Genomic DNA, 18,307 nt, shown 5'->3' on the forward strand with positions numbered 1-18,307 from the left:
AAATGACACTTTCAGAAAAAGATACACTATATAATTGGCATCCTTATACGCAACATAAAACGGCATTTCCACATCCAGTTATTACAAAAGGAGAAGGAGCATTACTTTGGGATGAAAATGAAAAAGAATATATTGATGCTATAGCGTCTTGGTGGGTAAATCCATTTGGACATAGCAATCGTTTCATGGCAGATGCTATTTATAAGCAATTAACCACTCTAGAACATGTTCTTTTTGGAGGGTTTACACATAAAAAAGCAATTGCGTTATCAGAAAAATTAGCTGAAATATTACCTTCAAATCAAAAGAAATTTTTCTATTCCGATAATGGTTCTACAGCTGTAGAAGTTGCTATAAAAGTAGCGTTACAGTATTTTTATAATAAGGGAGAAAAAAAGACAAAGATTATTGCTTTTGAAAATGCTTTTCATGGCGATACTTTTGGAGCAATGGCAGCAAGTGGTATTTCTTTTTTTACAGAAGCTTTTCAAGGTTCATTGTTAGAAGTTGTTCGAATTCCTGTTCCAACCAAAGGGAATGAGGAAAAGTCATTGGAGACTTTTGAAGAGTTGTTAAAAACAAATGAATATGCAGCATTTCTTTTCGAACCTTTAGTACAAGGAGCTGCAGGAATGGTCATGTATGCACCAAAAGTTTTAGATCAGCTTATTCATGTCGCTAAAGAATATAAAGTATTTACTATTGCAGACGAAGTAATGACAGGGTTTGGAAAAACTGGAAAGAACTTTGCTTGCAATTATCTTCACGAACAACCCGACATGATGTGTCTTTCAAAAGCGCTTACTGGAGGAACAATTCCAATGGCTGTTACTAGTTTTACAAATGAAATTTATGAAGCCTTTTATGATGATGATACGTCAAAAGCATTGTTTCATGGACATACTTTCACCGCAAACCCAACAGGTTGTGCAGCAGCACTAGCAGCAATTGAATTACTAGAATCGAGTGAGATGCAAGCAAATATTCAAGAAGTGAATAAACAGCATTTAGTATTTCAAAAAAAGATAGCAACACACCCTAAAGTTAAAACAACAAGAGTGCTTGGAGTTATTTTTGCTCTGGAAATTCATGTAGATAGTCAGCAAGATTATTATGGAGCATTGCGTAACAAACTATATCGTTTTTTTATAGAAAATGGAGTCATTCTTAGGCCTGTTGGTAATGTAATCTATATTTTGCCGCCTTATATTATCTCAAAAGAGCATTTAGAGAAAATATATGCAACCATAGAAAAAGCATTAGCTATTATATAATTTTGATAGGAGCGAATCTCTAGGTATATTTGCAAACCATTTTCCTGCTGTTCACTATATCAGTCATTGCTTCGTTCCTTGCAATGTCTGGATGTCGTTTCCATCAGGGCTAAAAAGTAAATCATAAACCTCTTGAATCAAAAAATAGCCATAACCGCTTTAGCTTCCTTTTCTGCCTTAGGTAATTCTAAAAAAGAAATTTGGGAAAACTATTTAACCTCTAAAACCCTTATCACAAAAAAGCAAATAGGGAGCAAGTCAGTTTGGGCTGCTTCAATTTCTGAAGAATTGAAAGAAGAAATTCAAAAACTTCAGCAATCCGACATAAAATATAAAGGCTTAGATAATTCGGTTCTTTATGCAGTTTATGTTTCAAGACAGGCAATGCAACAAGCAAATTGGTCAACAAAAGATATTTTCGGAATTAATATTGGTTCTTCAAGAGGAGCTACTGAGCTATTTGAAAGATATCATGAAGAGTTTATAAAAACACAAAGAGTCAGTACACTAGCTTCACCTACAACGACTTTGGGAAATATTTCTAGTTGGGTAGCTAACGATTTGCAAAGTACTGGTCCAGAAATTTCACATTCTATTACCTGTTCCACATCATTACATTCTTTATTAAATGGAGTAGCATGGTTACAATCTGGAATGACAAATAAGTTCCTTGTTGGTGGTTCTGAAGCACCTTTAACACCTTTTACAATTGCCCAAATGCAAGCATTGAGCATCTATTCTCGACAAGAAGATGATTATCCTTGTAAGGCTTTTGATTTGGGTAAGAAAGAAAATACAATGGTAATTGGTGAAGGAGCAAGTGTTATAGCCTTAGAAATTGGACAAAAAGATAATGCATTAGCCTATGTAGAAGGGGTTGGCTACGCAACCGAAGTACTTCAGCATAATATATCTATTTCTACAGATGCAGAATGCTTTCAAAAATCAATGAAAATGGCTTTGAAAAACACGCCTATTGAAGAGGTAGATGCAATAGTGATGCATGCTCCAGGAACAATTAAAGGAGATACTTCCGAATTGAATGCTATTAGAAAGATATTTGGTCGTCAAGTACCATTCTTAACGACGAATAAATGGAAAATAGGACACACTTTTGGAGCATCTGGTTTGTTAAGTGTAGAATTAGCTGTACTGATGTTGCAAAATCAAGAATTGATAGGTATTCCTTTTTATGAACAAGAAAAAAGCGATAGACCAATTAAAAAAATTCTTGTAAATGCAGTTGGATTCGGTGGTAATGCAGTGAGTATCCTAATTTCAAAATAAAAATAATATAATTAGTTATAAAAAAGACATTTCCATAGCAAAACGTTTTTTCGGTATTGCTTTTGTTTTATTGGGTTTATTTGCGATACTGTCAACAGGAAGTTTTATACCATTAATGTTTGTTGTAATTGGGTTAGGACTTAATGTGGCAGAAGGATCGGAGATAGATATTACAGAGAAGAAGTTCAGAACTTTTCATGATCTTTTTGGTTTTAAAATAGGGTCTTGGAAGCCCATTCCAGATTTTGAGTATATTTCTGTTTTTAAAACTAAGGAAAGTCAAATTGTAAGGGTTGTAACAGCAGAAACAACAAATTCCTATGATATTATCCTAATTAACCTTTTCTATGATGGGAATAAAAATATCACATTCTATAAAACAACGAATAAAGAAGATGCATTTAGGGTAGCAGATCATTTTAGATTAGCATTAAATATTGATATTTTAGATGCTACAGGGCAAGAGAGAAAATGGTTGCCATAGAAATTACCAACAAAAAAGTCTCCTTTAAAAGAGACTTTTTCGGTTTCAGACTTTTTTATGGGAAAAGAATGAAACATCTAACTAAAATTTAAGCCTAACCAAAAGCTTAAAAACTAAAACTAACTCCTGAATACAACCCTATAAAATAGGGTCTAAAATTTCCAGAGTCATTGTTAAAAGTATTGATTTGGTATTTAAACATAGGTTGAATGTTTGCGTGGAATGATTTCCAAAAACTATATTTAAAACCCAAACCGACATTACTACTAAAATGTATGTTGTTTAGATTATTTGCCTTTCCTATTGTCATTTCAGAATCTTTCGTAATTAATGAAACCGAATTTTTGTTTAAGAATAGAGTGCTCATACCTCCAATCAACTCAATTCCAAGTTTTTTATCCACTATTTTATAACTAAGTTCTAGAGGGACTTCTATGTAGCCCATTTCTTGTTTTAAATTTCCTTCATTTTCATATTTAATGTTGTTTACTTCCATACTTAATGAAGAAACAACATCAGTCTCTTTATTTTTTAATATAAGAAATTGTGCATTTTCATTTGCTGTAATGTTTAATGAAGATGGAGTTCCTTCTTCTAATGACTTAGAATAATAGACATTATTAGTATTATAATTAAGAGAAATAGTATTAATACCAGCGCGAATGTCTAATTTTTTACTAATTGCATATTGAATTCCTATACCATAGCTTAATGATGTAGCATAGCTTTTTGAGTTATTTGTAAATTGCTCATCAATTGGAGAGCCTTCAGAAATTGAATTGAAATAAACAGGTGCAGCATTACTGCTAACAACCCATTTATTTCTCATCTCTTTTTCTTTTTCATCAGCATTCTTTCCCTCTTCCTTTTCTTTTAGCAATTGTTCTAATGCATTTGCCTCAGTATTTACATCAGCAACCACACTAGTACTATCTTTAATGACATCTAAATATTTTCCGTTTGTTGGCTTTTCTTTGATAGTAGTTATTTCTTTATTATATTCAATTGTTTCTTTAGCAACTTCTGTTTCATTTTTTGTTTTTAGTTTATTAGAACTAGTATTTGCAACTAAGTTTTTGTGTATAGTTTTCTCATTTGTAATGACTGTAGTAATAGTAGTATTTATTTTGTCATTTATCGAATTTATACTTGCATTTGTATTGTCTTCTTTAGCAATAATACTGTTTTCTGAATTATTGTTCAGTGCTAATCTTTTTTCTGTATTCGAATTTGTTTCTTCAGACTGTGTTGCTAGATTAGATTTTTTTTGAGCAGATTTTTTTTCGGTAGATTTAACATCAGAATAAATGGTTACTAATGTCTTATTCGCTGTAAGATTGTTTTTGTTGTTGGTGTTTTCAACAATTTCTTTATTATTGTCGCTATTATCTATTATTAAATCGTTGTTTGTGTTTTTTTCTGTCTTTAAATTAGTAAGACTAACAATTTCTTCTGTTCTTTTATTGGTTATAATTAATCTTTTGGTTGATTTTTTTTCAGATTTTATCTCATTTTTATTTTGTTCAACTAGCAAATCATTTTTATTTGTTTTGTTTTTAAAACGTAAATTGTTGTCTGTTTCTTTACTTGATTTCTCGTTGTTATCCTTCTCTATTAGAATTGATGTGTTATTTTCTTTAATAACAATTGGGGTGTTTATAGTATTGTCTTTTTTTAATGTTTCATTTTTAGTGTCATTGGCAATACTTTCATTTGTCTCGTTAGTATTTAGAATTAATTTTTTATCTATAACAGATTCTTTGGTATTGGAATCTTTTATTTTATCTTGAGTGACAATAGTATCTGTTTCTTTTGTCTCGCCACTATAAAATTCTAAAATGCCATAAGAAATTAATAACAGTGAAGCAGCAATGCCTGTTATTTTAAACCAAGTTGGGATAACTTTTTTGACTTCCTTTTTTTCTTCTAATTTAGAAGCAATAGCATCCCATGCCATACTTGGAGGTGTGGCTTCAAAGTCTTTAAACTTTTCTTGAAATAAGCGCTCTATATTTTTATTCTCTTTCATTTAATCTTAGGAATTGAAGCAACTTCTTGATTTTCAATTTTATTTTTCAATATGGATTTGGCTCTTGCTAAATTAGATTTAGAAGTTCCAATGTTAATATCTAGCATTTCAGCTATTTCTTTGTGAGAATAGCCGTCCATTACATATAAATTAAATACAAGCCTATACCTGTCAGGTAGTTCTTGTATTATTTTAGTTAAAAAATCTAAAGAAACATTTTCTTCTTCAATTTCAACTTCTTCAACTTCGGCAAAATTTTCTGAAACAATTTCAAGAATATTTTGTTTTCGATATTGTTGAAGGATATAATTAATAACAACTCTTTTTGCCCAACCTTCAAACGAGCCTTTAAAGTTAAATAGATTTATTTTCTCAAACAATATTAAAAAACCTTCTTGTAAATTGTCTTGAGCCTCCTCATAGCTTCTTGAATACTTAAGGCAAACGGCAAAAATCTTCGGACTTAAAAGTCGGTAAATTTGCTCAAAAGCTTTAGTATTTCCTTGCTTACATTCATTTATGAGGTTATCAAGTATCAAAGTTTTTTAAAATTTAGTCAACAACTGGGATTTCAACTTCATAGTAAATGTTTTCTCCACTTGCATTTGTTCCTTGCCAAAATTTGAAAATATATGATCCTGTGTTTAAAACACGAAAATCAAAAGTTGCTTCTGTTAATGTAGAAGTTGTAATGTTTTGACAATCGTTTCTTTCATAGACAACATTTTGTACTGCAAAAGTTCTAGTATTTTCATTTCTGTCATAGTAAATACCATCATAGACATGACATGTTGTTGGTTTTTTATACTTTACTTTTATATTGTAAGTATGGTCTAATTGAAAAGAATCGGGTACTACAACATCTTCAATTGGCAATAAGGCAAGATGGTATTTTTCACCTTCATCAACACTACATGAATTTAGTATTATAAATAGACTGAAAATAAATAATAATCGTTTCATAAATTCTTTTTTTTTTGTTAAGATGTTTATTTTTAAAAAAGGTTGCGTCTTAAAAATAAAAAATCACGAATATTTCGTGATTTTTTATTTTTCTAAGCATTGTTTGCTTTTATTGTTTCTTTTATTTTTTGTTCAAGTTCTTCCATTAGTTCTGGATTGTCTTTTATAAGGCTTTTAACTGCGTCTCGACCTTGACCTAATTTGGTTTCGCCATAACTAAACCAAGAGCCACTTTTCTTAACTATTTCAAACTCTACTGCTAAATCTAATACTTCTCCAACTTTAGACACTCCTTCACCATACATGATATCGAATTCTGCAGTTTTAAATGGAGGTGCTACTTTGTTTTTTACAATTTTAACTTTAGTTCTATTTCCAATAACATTATCGCCATCTTTTATTTGTGATGATTTTCTAATATCAACTCTAATAGAAGCATAAAATTTTAATGCGTTACCACCAGTTGTTGTTTCGGGATTACCAAACATAACACCAATTTTATCTCTTAATTGGTTAATGAAAAACACGGTACACTTTGTTTTGTGAATTGTTCCGGTTAGCTTTCGTAAAGCTTGAGACATTAAACGAGCGTGTAATCCCATTTTTGAATCCCCCATATCTCCTTCAATTTCACTTTTGGGTGTTAAGGCCGCAACAGAATCAATCACAACAATATCTACAGCACCTGAACGAATTAAGCTTTCAGCAATTTCAAGTGCTTGTTCTCCATTATCTGGCTGTGAAATAATTAAATTATCAATATCAATACCTAGTTTTTCAGCATAGAAACGATCAAAAGCATGTTCTGCATCTATAAATGCAGCAATTCCTCCTGCTTTTTGAGCTTCTGCAATGGCATGAAGTGTTAAGGTAGTTTTTCCTGAAGATTCTGGACCATAGATTTCTACTATTCGTCCTTTTGGATATCCATTTACACCTAAAGCTAAATCTAACCCTAAAGAACCAGAAGATATTGTTTCTACTTCTTCAACAGCAGAATCTCCCATTTTCATTACTGTACCTTTTCCGTAGGTTTTATCTAATTTATCTAAGGTTAATTGTAAGGCTTTTAATTTTGCTTCTTTATCTGAACTCATTTTCTTTATTTTTGGTAAAAATACCTAAATTTTCCTTTTTAGCAATGAAATTTTATTAACAAGATTTGTACTTTTTTTGTTGCTTTATGGATGTTGAAATATTAGTTAGAAGAATTAACTAATTCATATTCAGGATAGGTTTCTTTTAGGTAGCTTTCCGATTTTGATGGGATTGTTTTAATCATGATGTAAGAAACTAAATAAGTTGATACAGTGAGTAGGGTAATGAGAAAAATGATTGAATCATTAGGTGCAGATTTGGAATGAGTAATGAAAATATTAGTAAATTGAATGGGTAGCATTATTATTCCTGAGAAAGTTCCGTAACCTGAGATAATGTCTTCTAGGAGCCAAATTTTTCCTGTTTTTAGATTACGCTGCTTTTTTTTCCTGTTGTTTTTGTACAAAGCTGGGATTGACAAGAGAAGGAGTAGCCCAAAGAGTATAGGGACAATTTGGAACTGATACAAATGTTTGATTAAATTGAAAAATAATAGGAATAAAAATAGTGTAAGGATAATTTTAGGGACAGTGAAAAATGCTTTAAAATGGTGCCAAACAATTTTATTGTATCTTTTTCCTAGTGCAGTTTGTCTTTTTTCAACTACATCCATAAATCCAAACACCCCAAATTTTTTAAATTCAATTTCTAGAGCTTCTTCAAAAGTAATTTTTGGATTTTCTTGCCATTTTTCTTCAATTGCGTTGGCTAGATGATCGACTAACTCGCTTTGTAAATCATAAAATTCAACAAAATGCTGACGTGTAAATTGATATAGTTGATCTATTTGTTCTTTTGTTATTTTCATTTTATATAAAAATTTCTTTTTTTAATTCTGAGATAGTTTTTTTACGAACTTTTATTAAGACTAACAATGAGATGAATGAGAAAGTAAACACAAAACTCATGAAAAATCGCATTATAATATGGTTGAAGTCAATTGAATCTTTCCCTAAATTTATAATTGCTTGTGTGATATGTACTCCTATAAGGGGAAAGCTAAAGAGATTAAATAGTGTATGCGTTTTTAATATATGGAAATTATTAATTTTCCTAAATTTCCAAGAATATAAAAGTTGAAAAACACTTGCGAAACTAATCAATATTACAGCCGTTAAGCCAACTTTTGCTGGGTTTTCAAAGAAAGACGAAAAAATATAATATGCAACAAATACACATGCTGTAAATGTTATTTTAGGAAACGTAAAGTATTCTTTAACTTTTATTAGGTTGTTTTTTGATGCTTTTTGTTGAGCTAGTTTTTGTTTTTCGTTCATTAATGTATTAAAGCTTTTTTTGCCAAAACCTTCTTTTTTTGCCTTTAAAATAGCTTCTTCAAAAGTAATATCTTCTTGGTCTAAAATGTCTTCCACACTTAAAATCATATGATCAAGAATTTCCATATAGACTTCATAATATTTTATATTGCTTTTATTGATGAAGTTTTCAATGTGTGTGATTTGTTCCTCAGTTAGTTTCATTTATACAGTTTTGTTTTTTTATTTGATGACTTTAATAGATTTAATGAATATTTTATGTGATATATAATTCTTGATCATAAAGAATGTATAAATTAAGAATAAAGAACAATAGAATAATTGAAAGTGAACCATTGTTTCGTCAAAAGCTATTACTATTAAGCTCAAAATTAAGATTGGTGAGGATTGATTAACAAGAAAACGATATGTAGTTGGTTTTGATTTATAGTTAACCAATGCAATTAAAACAACCATTATAGTAGAGAAAACAATGCTACTCATTGAAATTATTGTAGAAAAAGGTTTTAAAATTTCAATTATATTATTTTTATAATAATTGATAGACAAAATCCATATAGCTGAGATTATAGAAGACATAAAAAAGTATTTTTTAGCTTTTGATGCTAATCTGTTTAAAATTATTTTTGGAAATGAATGAATAATACCTACGAAAAAATTGCTGCTATAGACAAATTGACGCTTCCATTTATCTAGAACTAAGCACAAAGCGCTTTCAAAATCTGCTCCTTTTGTAATCATTTCTTGCTCAATTTGAGTTGCAATATGGTCTACTAATTCTAATTTAATGTCGATATATTTAATGCCTTTTTTTTCTAAAATGGCATCTATAGTTTGTATTTGTTCTGATGTAAGTGTCATCTTAATAACTTAGTTTAGGATTAACAATGGTTTGCATGTTTTTAATAAACTCTTCTAATTCGGCTAATCGGTTAACTGTTTCAGTTGTGCCTTTTTCTGTGAGTTTATAATATTTACGTAGTCTATTGTCAACTCTCTCAACTTCAACTTCAAGAATGCCTTCTGCTTCTAGTTTGTGCAAAGCTGGATAGAGTGCACCTTCGGTAATATTCAACTCTCCTTTTGTAATTTCTTTAACCATTTGAGTAATTTCATAACCATACATTCTCCCTTTTTCCTCTAAAAGTTTCATTATAATAGTGTTTAAGCTTCCTTTGTATAATTGTGAGTTCTTCATTATTGTTTTTTTTTATCATTACAAATATATACATAAAAAACTTATGCATAACATTCTTATGTATATATTTTTTCACTTTTTATTAATTAGGTTTCTTATTTTTGTAGAAAATATTAAGTTAATGTCAACATTCTATAAATTAGTAATAAAAGAAATAAAAAGAGAGACTGCTTCTTGTGTCTCAATTCTTTTTAATGTTCCAGAGGAGTTAAAAGCATTCTATAAATTTGTTTCAGGTCAATATGTTTCCTTGAAAGTTACTTTAGACGGGCAAGAGGTAAGAAGGGCGTACTCGATTTGTTCTTCTCCAAAAAGTGGAGAATTGAGAGTAGCTGTTAAAGCAATTAAAAACGGATTTTTTTCAACATTTGCTAATGAGAAATTAAGCGTAGGTAATTTAGTTGAAGTAGGTTTGCCAGAAGGGAAATTTATTTTTGAACCTCAGGTAGATAGGCAAAGAAATTATGCTGCTTTTGCAGCGGGAAGTGGAATTACACCTATTACTTCAATTATTAAATCAGTTTTGGAAGAAGAACCAAAAAGCACGTTTATTTTGGTCTATGGGAATAAGAATCCAGAAGAAACTATTTTTCATGATGAATTGCAAGCGTTACATCTAAAGTATGTTGGACGTTTTTTTGTGCATTATGTGTATAGTAAAGTAAATATTGAAGGAGAATTATTTGGAAGGATAGACAAGTCGGTAGTTAACTTTGTGATAAACAACAAGCATAGTGAAAAATCATTTGACAAATTCTATTTGTGTGGTCCAGAAGAAATGATAGATACTGTTTCTGCTGTATTAAAAGAAAATAATGTTTCGGAGAAAGATATTAAATTTGAATTGTTTACTGCTTCTTCGAATGAAGGTGTAGAAAGTATTGCTTTAGGAGGGCATACAAAAATAACAGTTGTGGTTGATGATGAAGAGACTTCTTTTGAAATGAGTCAAAAACAAACCATTTTAGAAGCAGCACTAAAACAAGGAATTGATGCTCCTTATTCTTGTCAAGGAGGTGTTTGTAGTAGCTGTATTTGTCGTGTTACAGAAGGAAAAGCAGTGATGAAGAAAAATGCTATTTTAACTGATGGTGAAATAGAAGAAGGGCTAGTTTTAGCATGTCAGGCAGTGCCAACAACAGATATAGTTTTTGTGGATTTTGATGATGTTTAATTGATTCTCATCTGTAATTTTTATTAAAAACAAAAAAACTACCATTTAAGAAGAGGTAGTTTTTTTGTTTTTGATAAGTTTTTAACTCAATATTGAGAATTATATTGACAAATATTCTTTAGGTTAGCTATATGTTTTTTTATTTGAAAATGTAGTTTAGCACACCAAAAATCAGTGCAGTTTCCATATTATTAGTTCCAGTTGGGTTAAAAGAATCGGTTTTTGTATTATTCATAATACAAAGGTTGTTAACATGATAGAGGTTGTTTAAAGAATAGTCTGTTTTAGTTATTAAATAATGTGTTTGAGTGTTTAAATCTTTGTTGTAGGTATAGAAAGTAAAAGGTGTTTCAGTTTTAAAACGAATAGGATTAAAATGAAATGAATCTTTAATTGTTGGTTTTTTTAAATCAGGTAAAATATTTTCAGCCTGTTTTGTTTGCGAAAAGCTTATCGCACTAAAAGCAAATGTAAAAAGAAATGTTTTTTTTCATTTTGCAGATCGAATATTAAAAATAAACTCTAATAAAAGGGATAAAAGGATCTGCATAAACACCTTGATTTTCTTTGTACAATACATTGTAACGTATTCCAATAGTCACGTTATTTGTTCTATAACCAGTGCCCAAAAACAAAGCTGTGTTCCAGAAATTGTCAGATGCTCCTCCGTAAAATGAACTAAAAGATGTGTTTACTCTTAATTGTTCTAATTCTGCGGAAACTTGAATTTGTTGTATCGGATTAACTAATGCAATAAGACTACCTCCGTAGATATTAGAATTATAAAACCCTTTTTGACTAACATAGCTATATTGCAATCCTGCACCAGCAGAAATGTATTCGTTAATGTTATAAATCGCACTTGGAGCTACTGTAATATTAGTAAAATTATTACCAAAACCTAACCCTAGACCACCACCAATTTGAACTTTTTCCCAAAAAGGACTTTTTGTTCTAATCTCTTCATTATCTTGTGCGTTACCTTTTAAACTATATGTTAGTAAAAACGTAAAAACAAGAAATTTTGTTAAATAAATAGACGTATTCTTTTTCATAAGCAAGTTTTGAAAAAAATTATGTTATAAAAGTACAAATTTCTTTAAAAGATTATTACAAATGTTTTATTTTTGCATAATATTTTTTAACCAAATCGTCATTTAGACAAGATATATGGATAGGTTTTCCTTTTTAAATGCTGCACACACTGCTTTTTTCGCAGATTTATACGATCAATATTTACAAAATCCTGATACAGTTGAACCAAGTTGGAGAAGTTTTTTTCAAGGTTTTGACTTTGCTAGCGAATTTTCAAGTCCAGTAGAACAGTTGTCTGCTATTGCTAGTGGAGGAGCTACTGTAAACGAAAATGCTGAAAAGCTTCAAAAAGAGTTTAATGTTTTAAAGTTAATTGAAGGATACAGAACAAGAGGACATTTGTTTACAAAAACAAATCCAGTTCGAGAGCGAAGAACATATTCTCCAACCTTAGCAATAGAAAACTTTGGATTATCACAATCTGATTTAACTACTGTATTTGATGCTGCAAAATTGGTAAACATGCAGCCAAGCACCTTGGCAGACATTATTAAACATTTAGAAAGTGTTTATTGTTCTTCAATCGGGATTGAATATATGTATATTCGTGACCCAAAAGTTCAAGAATGGATTAAAAACAGGTTAGATGTTAATGACAATCAACCACAATTTTCGGCAGACAAAAAGAAAAACATTCTAAAAAAATTAAACGAAGCAGTTTCTTTTGAAACATTTTTACATACTAAATATGTTGGACAAAAACGTTTCTCTTTAGAAGGCTGTGAATCTGCTATTCCTGCATTAGATGCTTTGATTGAAGGAGCAGCAGAAAAAGGAGTAGAGCAATTCGTGATGGGAATGGCGCATAGAGGAAGGTTGAATGTGTTAGCTAATATTTTTGGAAAAAATACTCAAAACATATTCTCAGAATTTGATGGAAAAGATTATGATGACGATATGTATTTTGATGGAGATGTGAAATACCATTTAGGATTAACATCCGACAGAACAACTGCATCTGGGAAAAAAATAAATTTGAATTTAGCACCTAATCCATCTCACTTAGAGACAGTTGGAGCGGTAATTGAAGGTATAGCAAGAGCAAAACAAGATAGAGATTATCCAAACGATTTTTCTAAAGTTTTACCTATCGCAGTACATGGAGATGCTGCTGTTGCTGGACAAGGAATTGTATATGAAATTATACAAATGGCTAAGTTAGACGGTTATAAAACTGGTGGTACTATACATTTAGTAATAAACAACCAGGTTGGTTTCACAACAAACTATTTAGACGCTCGTTCTTCTACTTATTGTACAGATGTAGCGAAAGTAACTTTGTCTCCTGTATTACATGTTAACGCAGATGATGCAGAGGCAGTAGTACATGCAATGTTGTTCGCATTAGATTATAGAATGGAGTTTGGAAGTGATGTTTTTATTGATCTTTTGGGATATAGAAAATACGGACACAATGAAGGAGATGAACCGAAGTTTACACAACCAATTTTATATAAGACAATTGCTAAACATAAAAATGCAAGAGATATTTATGCTGAAAAATTAAAAGCAGCAGGAGTGATTGATGCAAATTATGTAAAAGAATTAGAAGAAAAATACAAATCAGATTTAGATGAAAACTTAGAAGAGTCTCGTAAAAAAGACTTGACTGTGATTACTCCATTTATGCAAAATGAATGGACAGGTTTTGAGCAAGTATCTGATGATGGAATGTTACAAAAAGTTGATACTACTTTTGATAAAGAAAAATTGTCAGAAATAGCAAAAACAATTTCTGAATTGCCTAAAGATAAAAAGTTCATCAATAAAATAGCAAAAATTATTGATGCAAGAAGAGAAATGTTCTTCGAAAAAGACGAATTATATTGGGAAATGGGAGAGCTTCTTGCGTATGGTTCTTTGCTATCTGAAGGATATGATATTAGAGTTTCTGGTCAGGATGTTGAGAGAGGAACATTTTCTCATAGGCATGCTGTTGTAAAAGTTGAAAATTCTGAAGAGGAAATAGTATTACTAAATGATATTAAAGATAAAAAAGGTAATTTCTATATCTATAATTCACACTTATCTGAATACGGAGTATTAGGTTTTGAATATGGATATGCGTTAGCCTCTCCTAATACGTTAACAATTTGGGAAGCGCAATTTGGAGATTTTTCAAATGGGGCGCAAATCATGATCGACCAATATATTTCTGCAGGAGAAGATAAATGGAATAATCAAAATGGTTTAGTAATGTTGTTGCCGCATGGTTATGAAAACCAAGGAGCAGAACACTCTTCGGCTCGTATGGAACGTTATTTACAGTTGTGTGCAAAACACAATATGTATATAGCTGATTGTACTACACCAGCGAACTTCTTTCATTTGTTAAGAAGGCAAATGAAAACAAATTTTCGTAAGCCATTAGTAGTATTCACTCCTAAGTTATTATTGCGTTATCCTATGGCGGTTTCAACAGTTGAGGAGTTTGTAAATGGACAATTTCAAGAAGTAATAGACGACCCAAATATTACAGATAAAAAAGCAATTAAGACATTGGTTTTCTGTACTGGTAAAGTATATTATGATATTATTAAGAAACGTGAAGAACTAGAAAGGAATGATGTTGCTGTAGTTCGTTTGGAGCAATTATTCCCATTAGCCACAGAACAGATAAAAGCTATTATTGATAGTTATCCAAATGCAGATGATTATGTTTGGGCACAAGAAGAGCCTAAAAACATGGGAGCTTATAGTTTTATGTTGATGAATTTTGATCTTGTAAAATTAAGATTAGCATCACCAAAAGCCTATAGTGCACCAGCAGCGGGAAGTTATGAGCGTTCTAAGAAGCGTCAGAAAAAAGCAATTGAAATGGTATTCGATAAAACAATATCACAATAGAATTAAAGTGCTATTTAATCAATAGCCAAACAACACAAAATAAAATAGTCCTAAAAGATCAAAATTATTAAGATATGATTTTAGAAATGAAAGTTCCTTCTCCAGGGGAATCAATTACAGAAGTAGAAATTGCAACTTGGTTAGTGCAAGATGGTGATTATGTAGAAAAAGATCAAGCTATTGCTGAGGTAGATTCAGACAAAGCAACGTTAGAATTACCTGCTGAAGCAAGTGGAATTATTACACTAAAAGCAGAAGAGGGTGATGCAGTAGCAGTAGGACAAGTAGTTTGTCATATTGACACAGCCGCAGCAAAACCAGAAGGAGGAGCAGCACCAGTGAAAGCAGAAACAAAAGTAGAAGAGAAAAAAGAAGAAGCTCCAAAAGCAGCACCTGTTCAAGCGACAACGTATGCAACTGGAACACCTTCTCCAGCAGCTAGAAAAATATTAGACGAAAAAAATATTGAGCCTTCTGCAATTGTAGGTACGGGTAAAGGAGGAAGAATAACTACTGAAGATGCAATCAATGCTGTACCGTCAATGGGAACTCCAACGGGTGGGTCTCGTGGTACTGAAAGAACAAAACTTTCAATGTTGCGTAGAAAAGTATCAGAGCGTTTAGTTGCTGCTAAAAATGAAACAGCAATGTTAACAACTTTTAATGAAGTTAACATGACGCCAATTAATACAATACGTAATCAATATAAAGATGAGTTCAAAGCAAAACATAATGGTATTAGCTTAGGATATATGTCTTTCTTCACAAAAGCAGTTACAAGAGCTTTAGAATTATATCCAGATGTAAATTCTATGATGGATGGTGATTATAAAGTGGCTTATGATTTTGCAGATATTTCAATTGCAGTTTCTGGACCAAAAGGATTAATGGTTCCTGTAGTTCGTAATGCAGAAAATTTAACTTTTAGAGGAATTGAAGCTGAAATTAAAAGGTTAGCACTTAGAGCTCGTGACGGACAAATTACAGTTGATGATATGACAGGTGGAACATTTACTATTACAAATGGTGGTGTTTTTGGAAGTATGTTATCTACTCCAATTATTAATCCTCCACAATCAGGAATTTTAGGAATGCATAATATTATTGAGCGTCCAATTGCTGTAAATGGAAAGGTTGAAATTCATCCAATGATGTATGTAGCATTATCTTATGACCACAGAATTATTGATGGTCGTGAGTCTGTAGGTTTCCTAGTTGCAGTAAAAGAAGCGTTAGAAAACCCAGTGGAATTATTAATGGATAACAATCCTAAGAAAGCTTTAGAACTATAAATAGACTTTGTCGTTCTGACGAAAAAGAATCTAAATATAAAATCCCAAACTCTCATGAAAAGGAGTCTGGGATTTTTTGTTTACAAAATGAAGAAGTAATCATTTTCAATTAATAAATTTATTTCATTTTTACTTTTATGCAGAAATGAAAAATGCTATAATAAATGATCTCTATATAGTTGACTTTGCTAAAAAAGTGAGGCGTTTGATATTGATATATTTAATATTAAAAAATATAGTGTCATTAAAGTGTATGAAAATCAAGCTCAGCCTGCAATATTTTTAAGAGAAGTTGATTTTTTTGGCACTTAGATGTTAAAATTAATTGCTGAAATTCAACATGATTGTTGGAATTTTCAGGAAGTACTTTTTTATATGTACTTGATTGAAATATAAAAAATGGATTAGATGTAAATTGGTTGTTGATTCCTGAAATCCCAGATAATTTAGTTCAAATTCATAAGGATATTAAGGAATTAGGCTTTTTGAAATGATATTTAGTTTACTTTAAATACAAATAATGATTTGAATAGTCTATTATCGCTTTCCCTTTTAGTAAAATATCAGCACCAATAATACCATCTACGGCTTTTGTTTTGTAATGTTGTAAGGCTTCATTCACATGGCTCATATCGAAAATAACAATATTGAAGTTGTTGGTTTTCCAATGGCTTAGTTTTAGATTGTTTCTTTTGGATAATTGCGTTTCCATTCCGGTAGCACCAGCACCAGCTGCTTTCGTTTCAGAATTTTCAGCAAATAATTTAAATTTTTCAATTCCTTCAATTCCTACACAGCTATTACTTGCTCCTGTGTCTAAAATGAAAGTCCCTTTTATGCCATTAATTGCTCCTTTAATTAATAGATGTTGTGTTTTTAGAATTGTAAATTTAATTTTTTTATATTTTTTTTCTTTTAAGAAATCTTGTAAGTCTTCCATTTATGTAGCTCTTGTTTTTTCGATATTTGCCATTATTAGTACAAATATGCGAAAGTTTTGCCTTCTTTTAACTTTAAGAAACTTCGTTTTTTGTGAATTTTATACACAATCAAAAAAAATGACAAATTCCGAAAAGTGGATGATAATGGTACTTCTAGGTAATATGTTAAAGCTTCTATAATATGCAAATACTCTTTAATAATAGTTTTTTTGCATTAGTAATAGAATCAGCTTTTGAGTAATCTGTTTTGCTATTATGGTTTTACTTAAAAAGAGAATGATTTTTTGAATAATTACTATAAAAATGAGTTAATTAATCAAATGCTAGCAAAAATATTTTTTACAAAGACTGAATAAATTGTTTTTGTTCTCACATATTGAAAAGTTCTTGCAGTAATCGGCAGTTCGGTTTTCAAAAAACGGACTATTGGTATTTAGGATTTTTGTCTTTAAAATAAAAAAAGTATATTGAAAAAATTGTGTGTTTAAAATTAATAAAGACAAGTTCTAAAAGATTTAATTCGGCTCAAGGTCTTTTTAAATGATTTAGATTAAATTTGCCGAAAAAACACAATTGATACTTACCGATACACATACGCATTTATATTCTGAAGAGTTCGATGAAGATAGAGATGAAATTATTCAAAGAGCTTTAAAAGCAGGAGTTTCGAGATTTTTTATTCCATCGATAGATTCTAGTTATACACAAAAGATGTATGATTTAGAAAAAGATTATCCTTCGAATATTTTTTTAATGATGGGGCTTCATCCAACTTATGTTAAAGAAAATTATTTAGAAGAATTAGAGCATGTAGAACAAGAATTAGCTAAAAAAAAATTTTATGCTGTAGGTGAAATTGGCATTGATCTATATTGGGACAAAACATTTTTGAAAGAACAGCAACGAGCATTTCAATATCAAATTCAATTGGCTAAAAAATATAAATTAGCAATAAATATTCATTGTAGAGATGCTTTTGATGAAGTTTTTGAAGTTTTAGAGGCAGAAAAATCAGATGATTTGTTTGGAATCTTTCACTGTTTCACTGGTGATTTTAAACAAGCTCATAAAGCAATAGAATTAAATATGAAATTAGGAATAGGTGGGGTTGCTACTTTTAAAAATGGTAAGATAGATCAGTTTCTTAATGAGATTGATTTAAACCACATTGTTCTTGAAACAGACGCTCCTTATTTAGCTCCAGTTCCCAATAGAGGAAAACGAAATGAAAGCAGTTATACATTGCTGGTAGCTCAGAAATTAGCCGAAATATATCAATTGCCATTGTCCGAAATCGCAAGGGTTACAACAGAAAATTCAAAATCGATTTTTGGAATTTAACGCAGAA

The 18,307-nt window shown here is 30.6% G+C and carries 17 protein-coding genes; 7 read left to right on the forward strand and 10 right to left on the reverse strand.

The annotated features are described in order from the left end of the window. Nucleotides 1-2 precede the first annotated feature (2 nt). The 3 genes from bioA to ACZ49Z_RS08180 all read left to right on the forward strand — a co-directional run bounded on the left by bioA (nucleotide 3) and on the right by ACZ49Z_RS08180 (nucleotide 3,045). Nucleotides 3-1,274 carry an adenosylmethionine--8-amino-7-oxononanoate transaminase gene (gene bioA, locus ACZ49Z_RS08170; protein WP_464307680.1) on the forward strand — a complete coding sequence of 424 codons (1,272 nt, stop codon included), beginning with the start codon at nucleotides 3-5 and terminating at the stop codon, nucleotides 1,272-1,274. Between the two features lie 132 nt (nucleotides 1,275-1,406). Next, complete coding sequence (locus ACZ49Z_RS08175; protein WP_464307681.1) at nucleotides 1,407-2,561, forward strand: beta-ketoacyl synthase N-terminal-like domain-containing protein; 1,155 nt, start codon at nucleotides 1,407-1,409, stop codon at nucleotides 2,559-2,561. Between the two features lie 115 nt (nucleotides 2,562-2,676). Continuing rightward, nucleotides 2,677-3,045: a hypothetical protein gene (locus ACZ49Z_RS08180; RefSeq protein ID WP_464307682.1), complete on the forward strand. Its 369-nt coding sequence runs from the start codon at nucleotides 2,677-2,679 to the stop codon at nucleotides 3,043-3,045. A 106-nt stretch (nucleotides 3,046-3,151) separates the two neighbouring features. On the opposite strand, the gene ACZ49Z_RS08185 is transcribed toward ACZ49Z_RS08180, so the two are convergent. From ACZ49Z_RS08185 to ACZ49Z_RS08220, 8 genes are all read right to left on the reverse strand, one after another. Further along, nucleotides 3,152-5,074 (reverse strand): hypothetical protein, encoded by a 1,923-nt coding sequence (locus ACZ49Z_RS08185; protein ID WP_464307683.1) that lies wholly within the window; start codon nucleotides 5,072-5,074, stop codon nucleotides 3,152-3,154. Then, nucleotides 5,071-5,613, reverse strand: a complete 543-nt coding sequence (locus ACZ49Z_RS08190) for an RNA polymerase sigma factor (RefSeq protein ID WP_464307684.1) — start codon at nucleotides 5,611-5,613, stop codon at nucleotides 5,071-5,073. The genes ACZ49Z_RS08185 and ACZ49Z_RS08190 overlap by 4 nt, the downstream gene beginning before the upstream one ends. Before the next feature lie 13 nt (nucleotides 5,614-5,626). Continuing rightward, the gene (locus ACZ49Z_RS08195) at nucleotides 5,627-6,037 is read right to left on the reverse strand and encodes a hypothetical protein (RefSeq protein WP_464307685.1); all 411 of its coding nucleotides are present in this window, start codon (nucleotides 6,035-6,037) and stop codon (nucleotides 5,627-5,629) included. Nucleotides 6,038-6,129: 92 nt separating this feature from the next. After that, nucleotides 6,130-7,134: a recombinase RecA gene (recA, locus tag ACZ49Z_RS08200; RefSeq protein WP_464307686.1), complete on the reverse strand. Its 1,005-nt coding sequence runs from the start codon at nucleotides 7,132-7,134 to the stop codon at nucleotides 6,130-6,132. Between the two features lie 101 nt (nucleotides 7,135-7,235). After that, nucleotides 7,236-7,943: a hypothetical protein gene (locus tag ACZ49Z_RS08205; RefSeq protein ID WP_464307687.1), complete on the reverse strand. Its 708-nt coding sequence runs from the start codon at nucleotides 7,941-7,943 to the stop codon at nucleotides 7,236-7,238. Between the two features lies 1 nt (nucleotide 7,944). Further along, complete coding sequence (locus ACZ49Z_RS08210) at nucleotides 7,945-8,616, reverse strand: hypothetical protein (protein WP_464307688.1); 672 nt, start codon at nucleotides 8,614-8,616, stop codon at nucleotides 7,945-7,947. A gap of 18 nt (nucleotides 8,617-8,634) precedes the next feature. Next, complete coding sequence (locus tag ACZ49Z_RS08215) at nucleotides 8,635-9,273, reverse strand: hypothetical protein (protein WP_464307689.1); 639 nt, start codon at nucleotides 9,271-9,273, stop codon at nucleotides 8,635-8,637. A 1-nt stretch (nucleotide 9,274) separates the two neighbouring features. After that, nucleotides 9,275-9,610 carry a PadR family transcriptional regulator gene (locus ACZ49Z_RS08220; RefSeq protein WP_236458250.1) on the reverse strand — a complete coding sequence of 112 codons (336 nt, stop codon included), beginning with the start codon at nucleotides 9,608-9,610 and terminating at the stop codon, nucleotides 9,275-9,277. Between the two features lie 121 nt (nucleotides 9,611-9,731). Between ACZ49Z_RS08220 and ACZ49Z_RS08225 the strand changes: the two genes are divergently transcribed. Beyond that, the gene (locus ACZ49Z_RS08225) at nucleotides 9,732-10,784 is read left to right on the forward strand and encodes a 2Fe-2S iron-sulfur cluster-binding protein (protein ID WP_464307690.1); all 1,053 of its coding nucleotides are present in this window, start codon (nucleotides 9,732-9,734) and stop codon (nucleotides 10,782-10,784) included. Between the two features lie 509 nt (nucleotides 10,785-11,293). Here the strand turns inward: ACZ49Z_RS08225 and ACZ49Z_RS08230 are convergent. Then, nucleotides 11,294-11,839, reverse strand: coding sequence for a hypothetical protein (locus ACZ49Z_RS08230; protein ID WP_464307691.1), 546 nt, complete (start codon nucleotides 11,837-11,839; stop codon nucleotides 11,294-11,296). Nucleotides 11,840-11,954: 115 nt separating this feature from the next. Here ACZ49Z_RS08230 and ACZ49Z_RS08235 point away from each other — a divergent pair, with 115 nt between their 5' ends. Further along, a complete protein-coding gene (locus tag ACZ49Z_RS08235) occupies nucleotides 11,955-14,726 on the forward strand; it encodes a 2-oxoglutarate dehydrogenase E1 component (RefSeq protein ID WP_464307692.1) in 2,772 nt (923 codons plus the stop codon). 74 nt (nucleotides 14,727-14,800) lie between these two features. Then, entirely contained in the window at nucleotides 14,801-16,018 is a 1,218-nt protein-coding gene (odhB, locus tag ACZ49Z_RS08240; protein WP_464307693.1) for a 2-oxoglutarate dehydrogenase complex dihydrolipoyllysine-residue succinyltransferase, read from the forward strand. A gap of 502 nt (nucleotides 16,019-16,520) precedes the next feature. On the opposite strand, the gene ACZ49Z_RS08245 is transcribed toward odhB, so the two are convergent. Continuing rightward, nucleotides 16,521-16,958 (reverse strand): retropepsin-like aspartic protease, encoded by a 438-nt coding sequence (locus ACZ49Z_RS08245; RefSeq protein ID WP_464307694.1) that lies wholly within the window; start codon nucleotides 16,956-16,958, stop codon nucleotides 16,521-16,523. A 574-nt stretch (nucleotides 16,959-17,532) separates the two neighbouring features. Between ACZ49Z_RS08245 and ACZ49Z_RS08250 the strand changes: the two genes are divergently transcribed. Further along, nucleotides 17,533-18,300, forward strand: a complete 768-nt coding sequence (locus ACZ49Z_RS08250; RefSeq protein WP_464307695.1) for a TatD family hydrolase — start codon at nucleotides 17,533-17,535, stop codon at nucleotides 18,298-18,300. The last annotated feature ends 7 nt before the right edge of the window (nucleotides 18,301-18,307 follow it).

Source organism: Flavobacterium sp. KY-23415 (assembly GCF_055384985.1).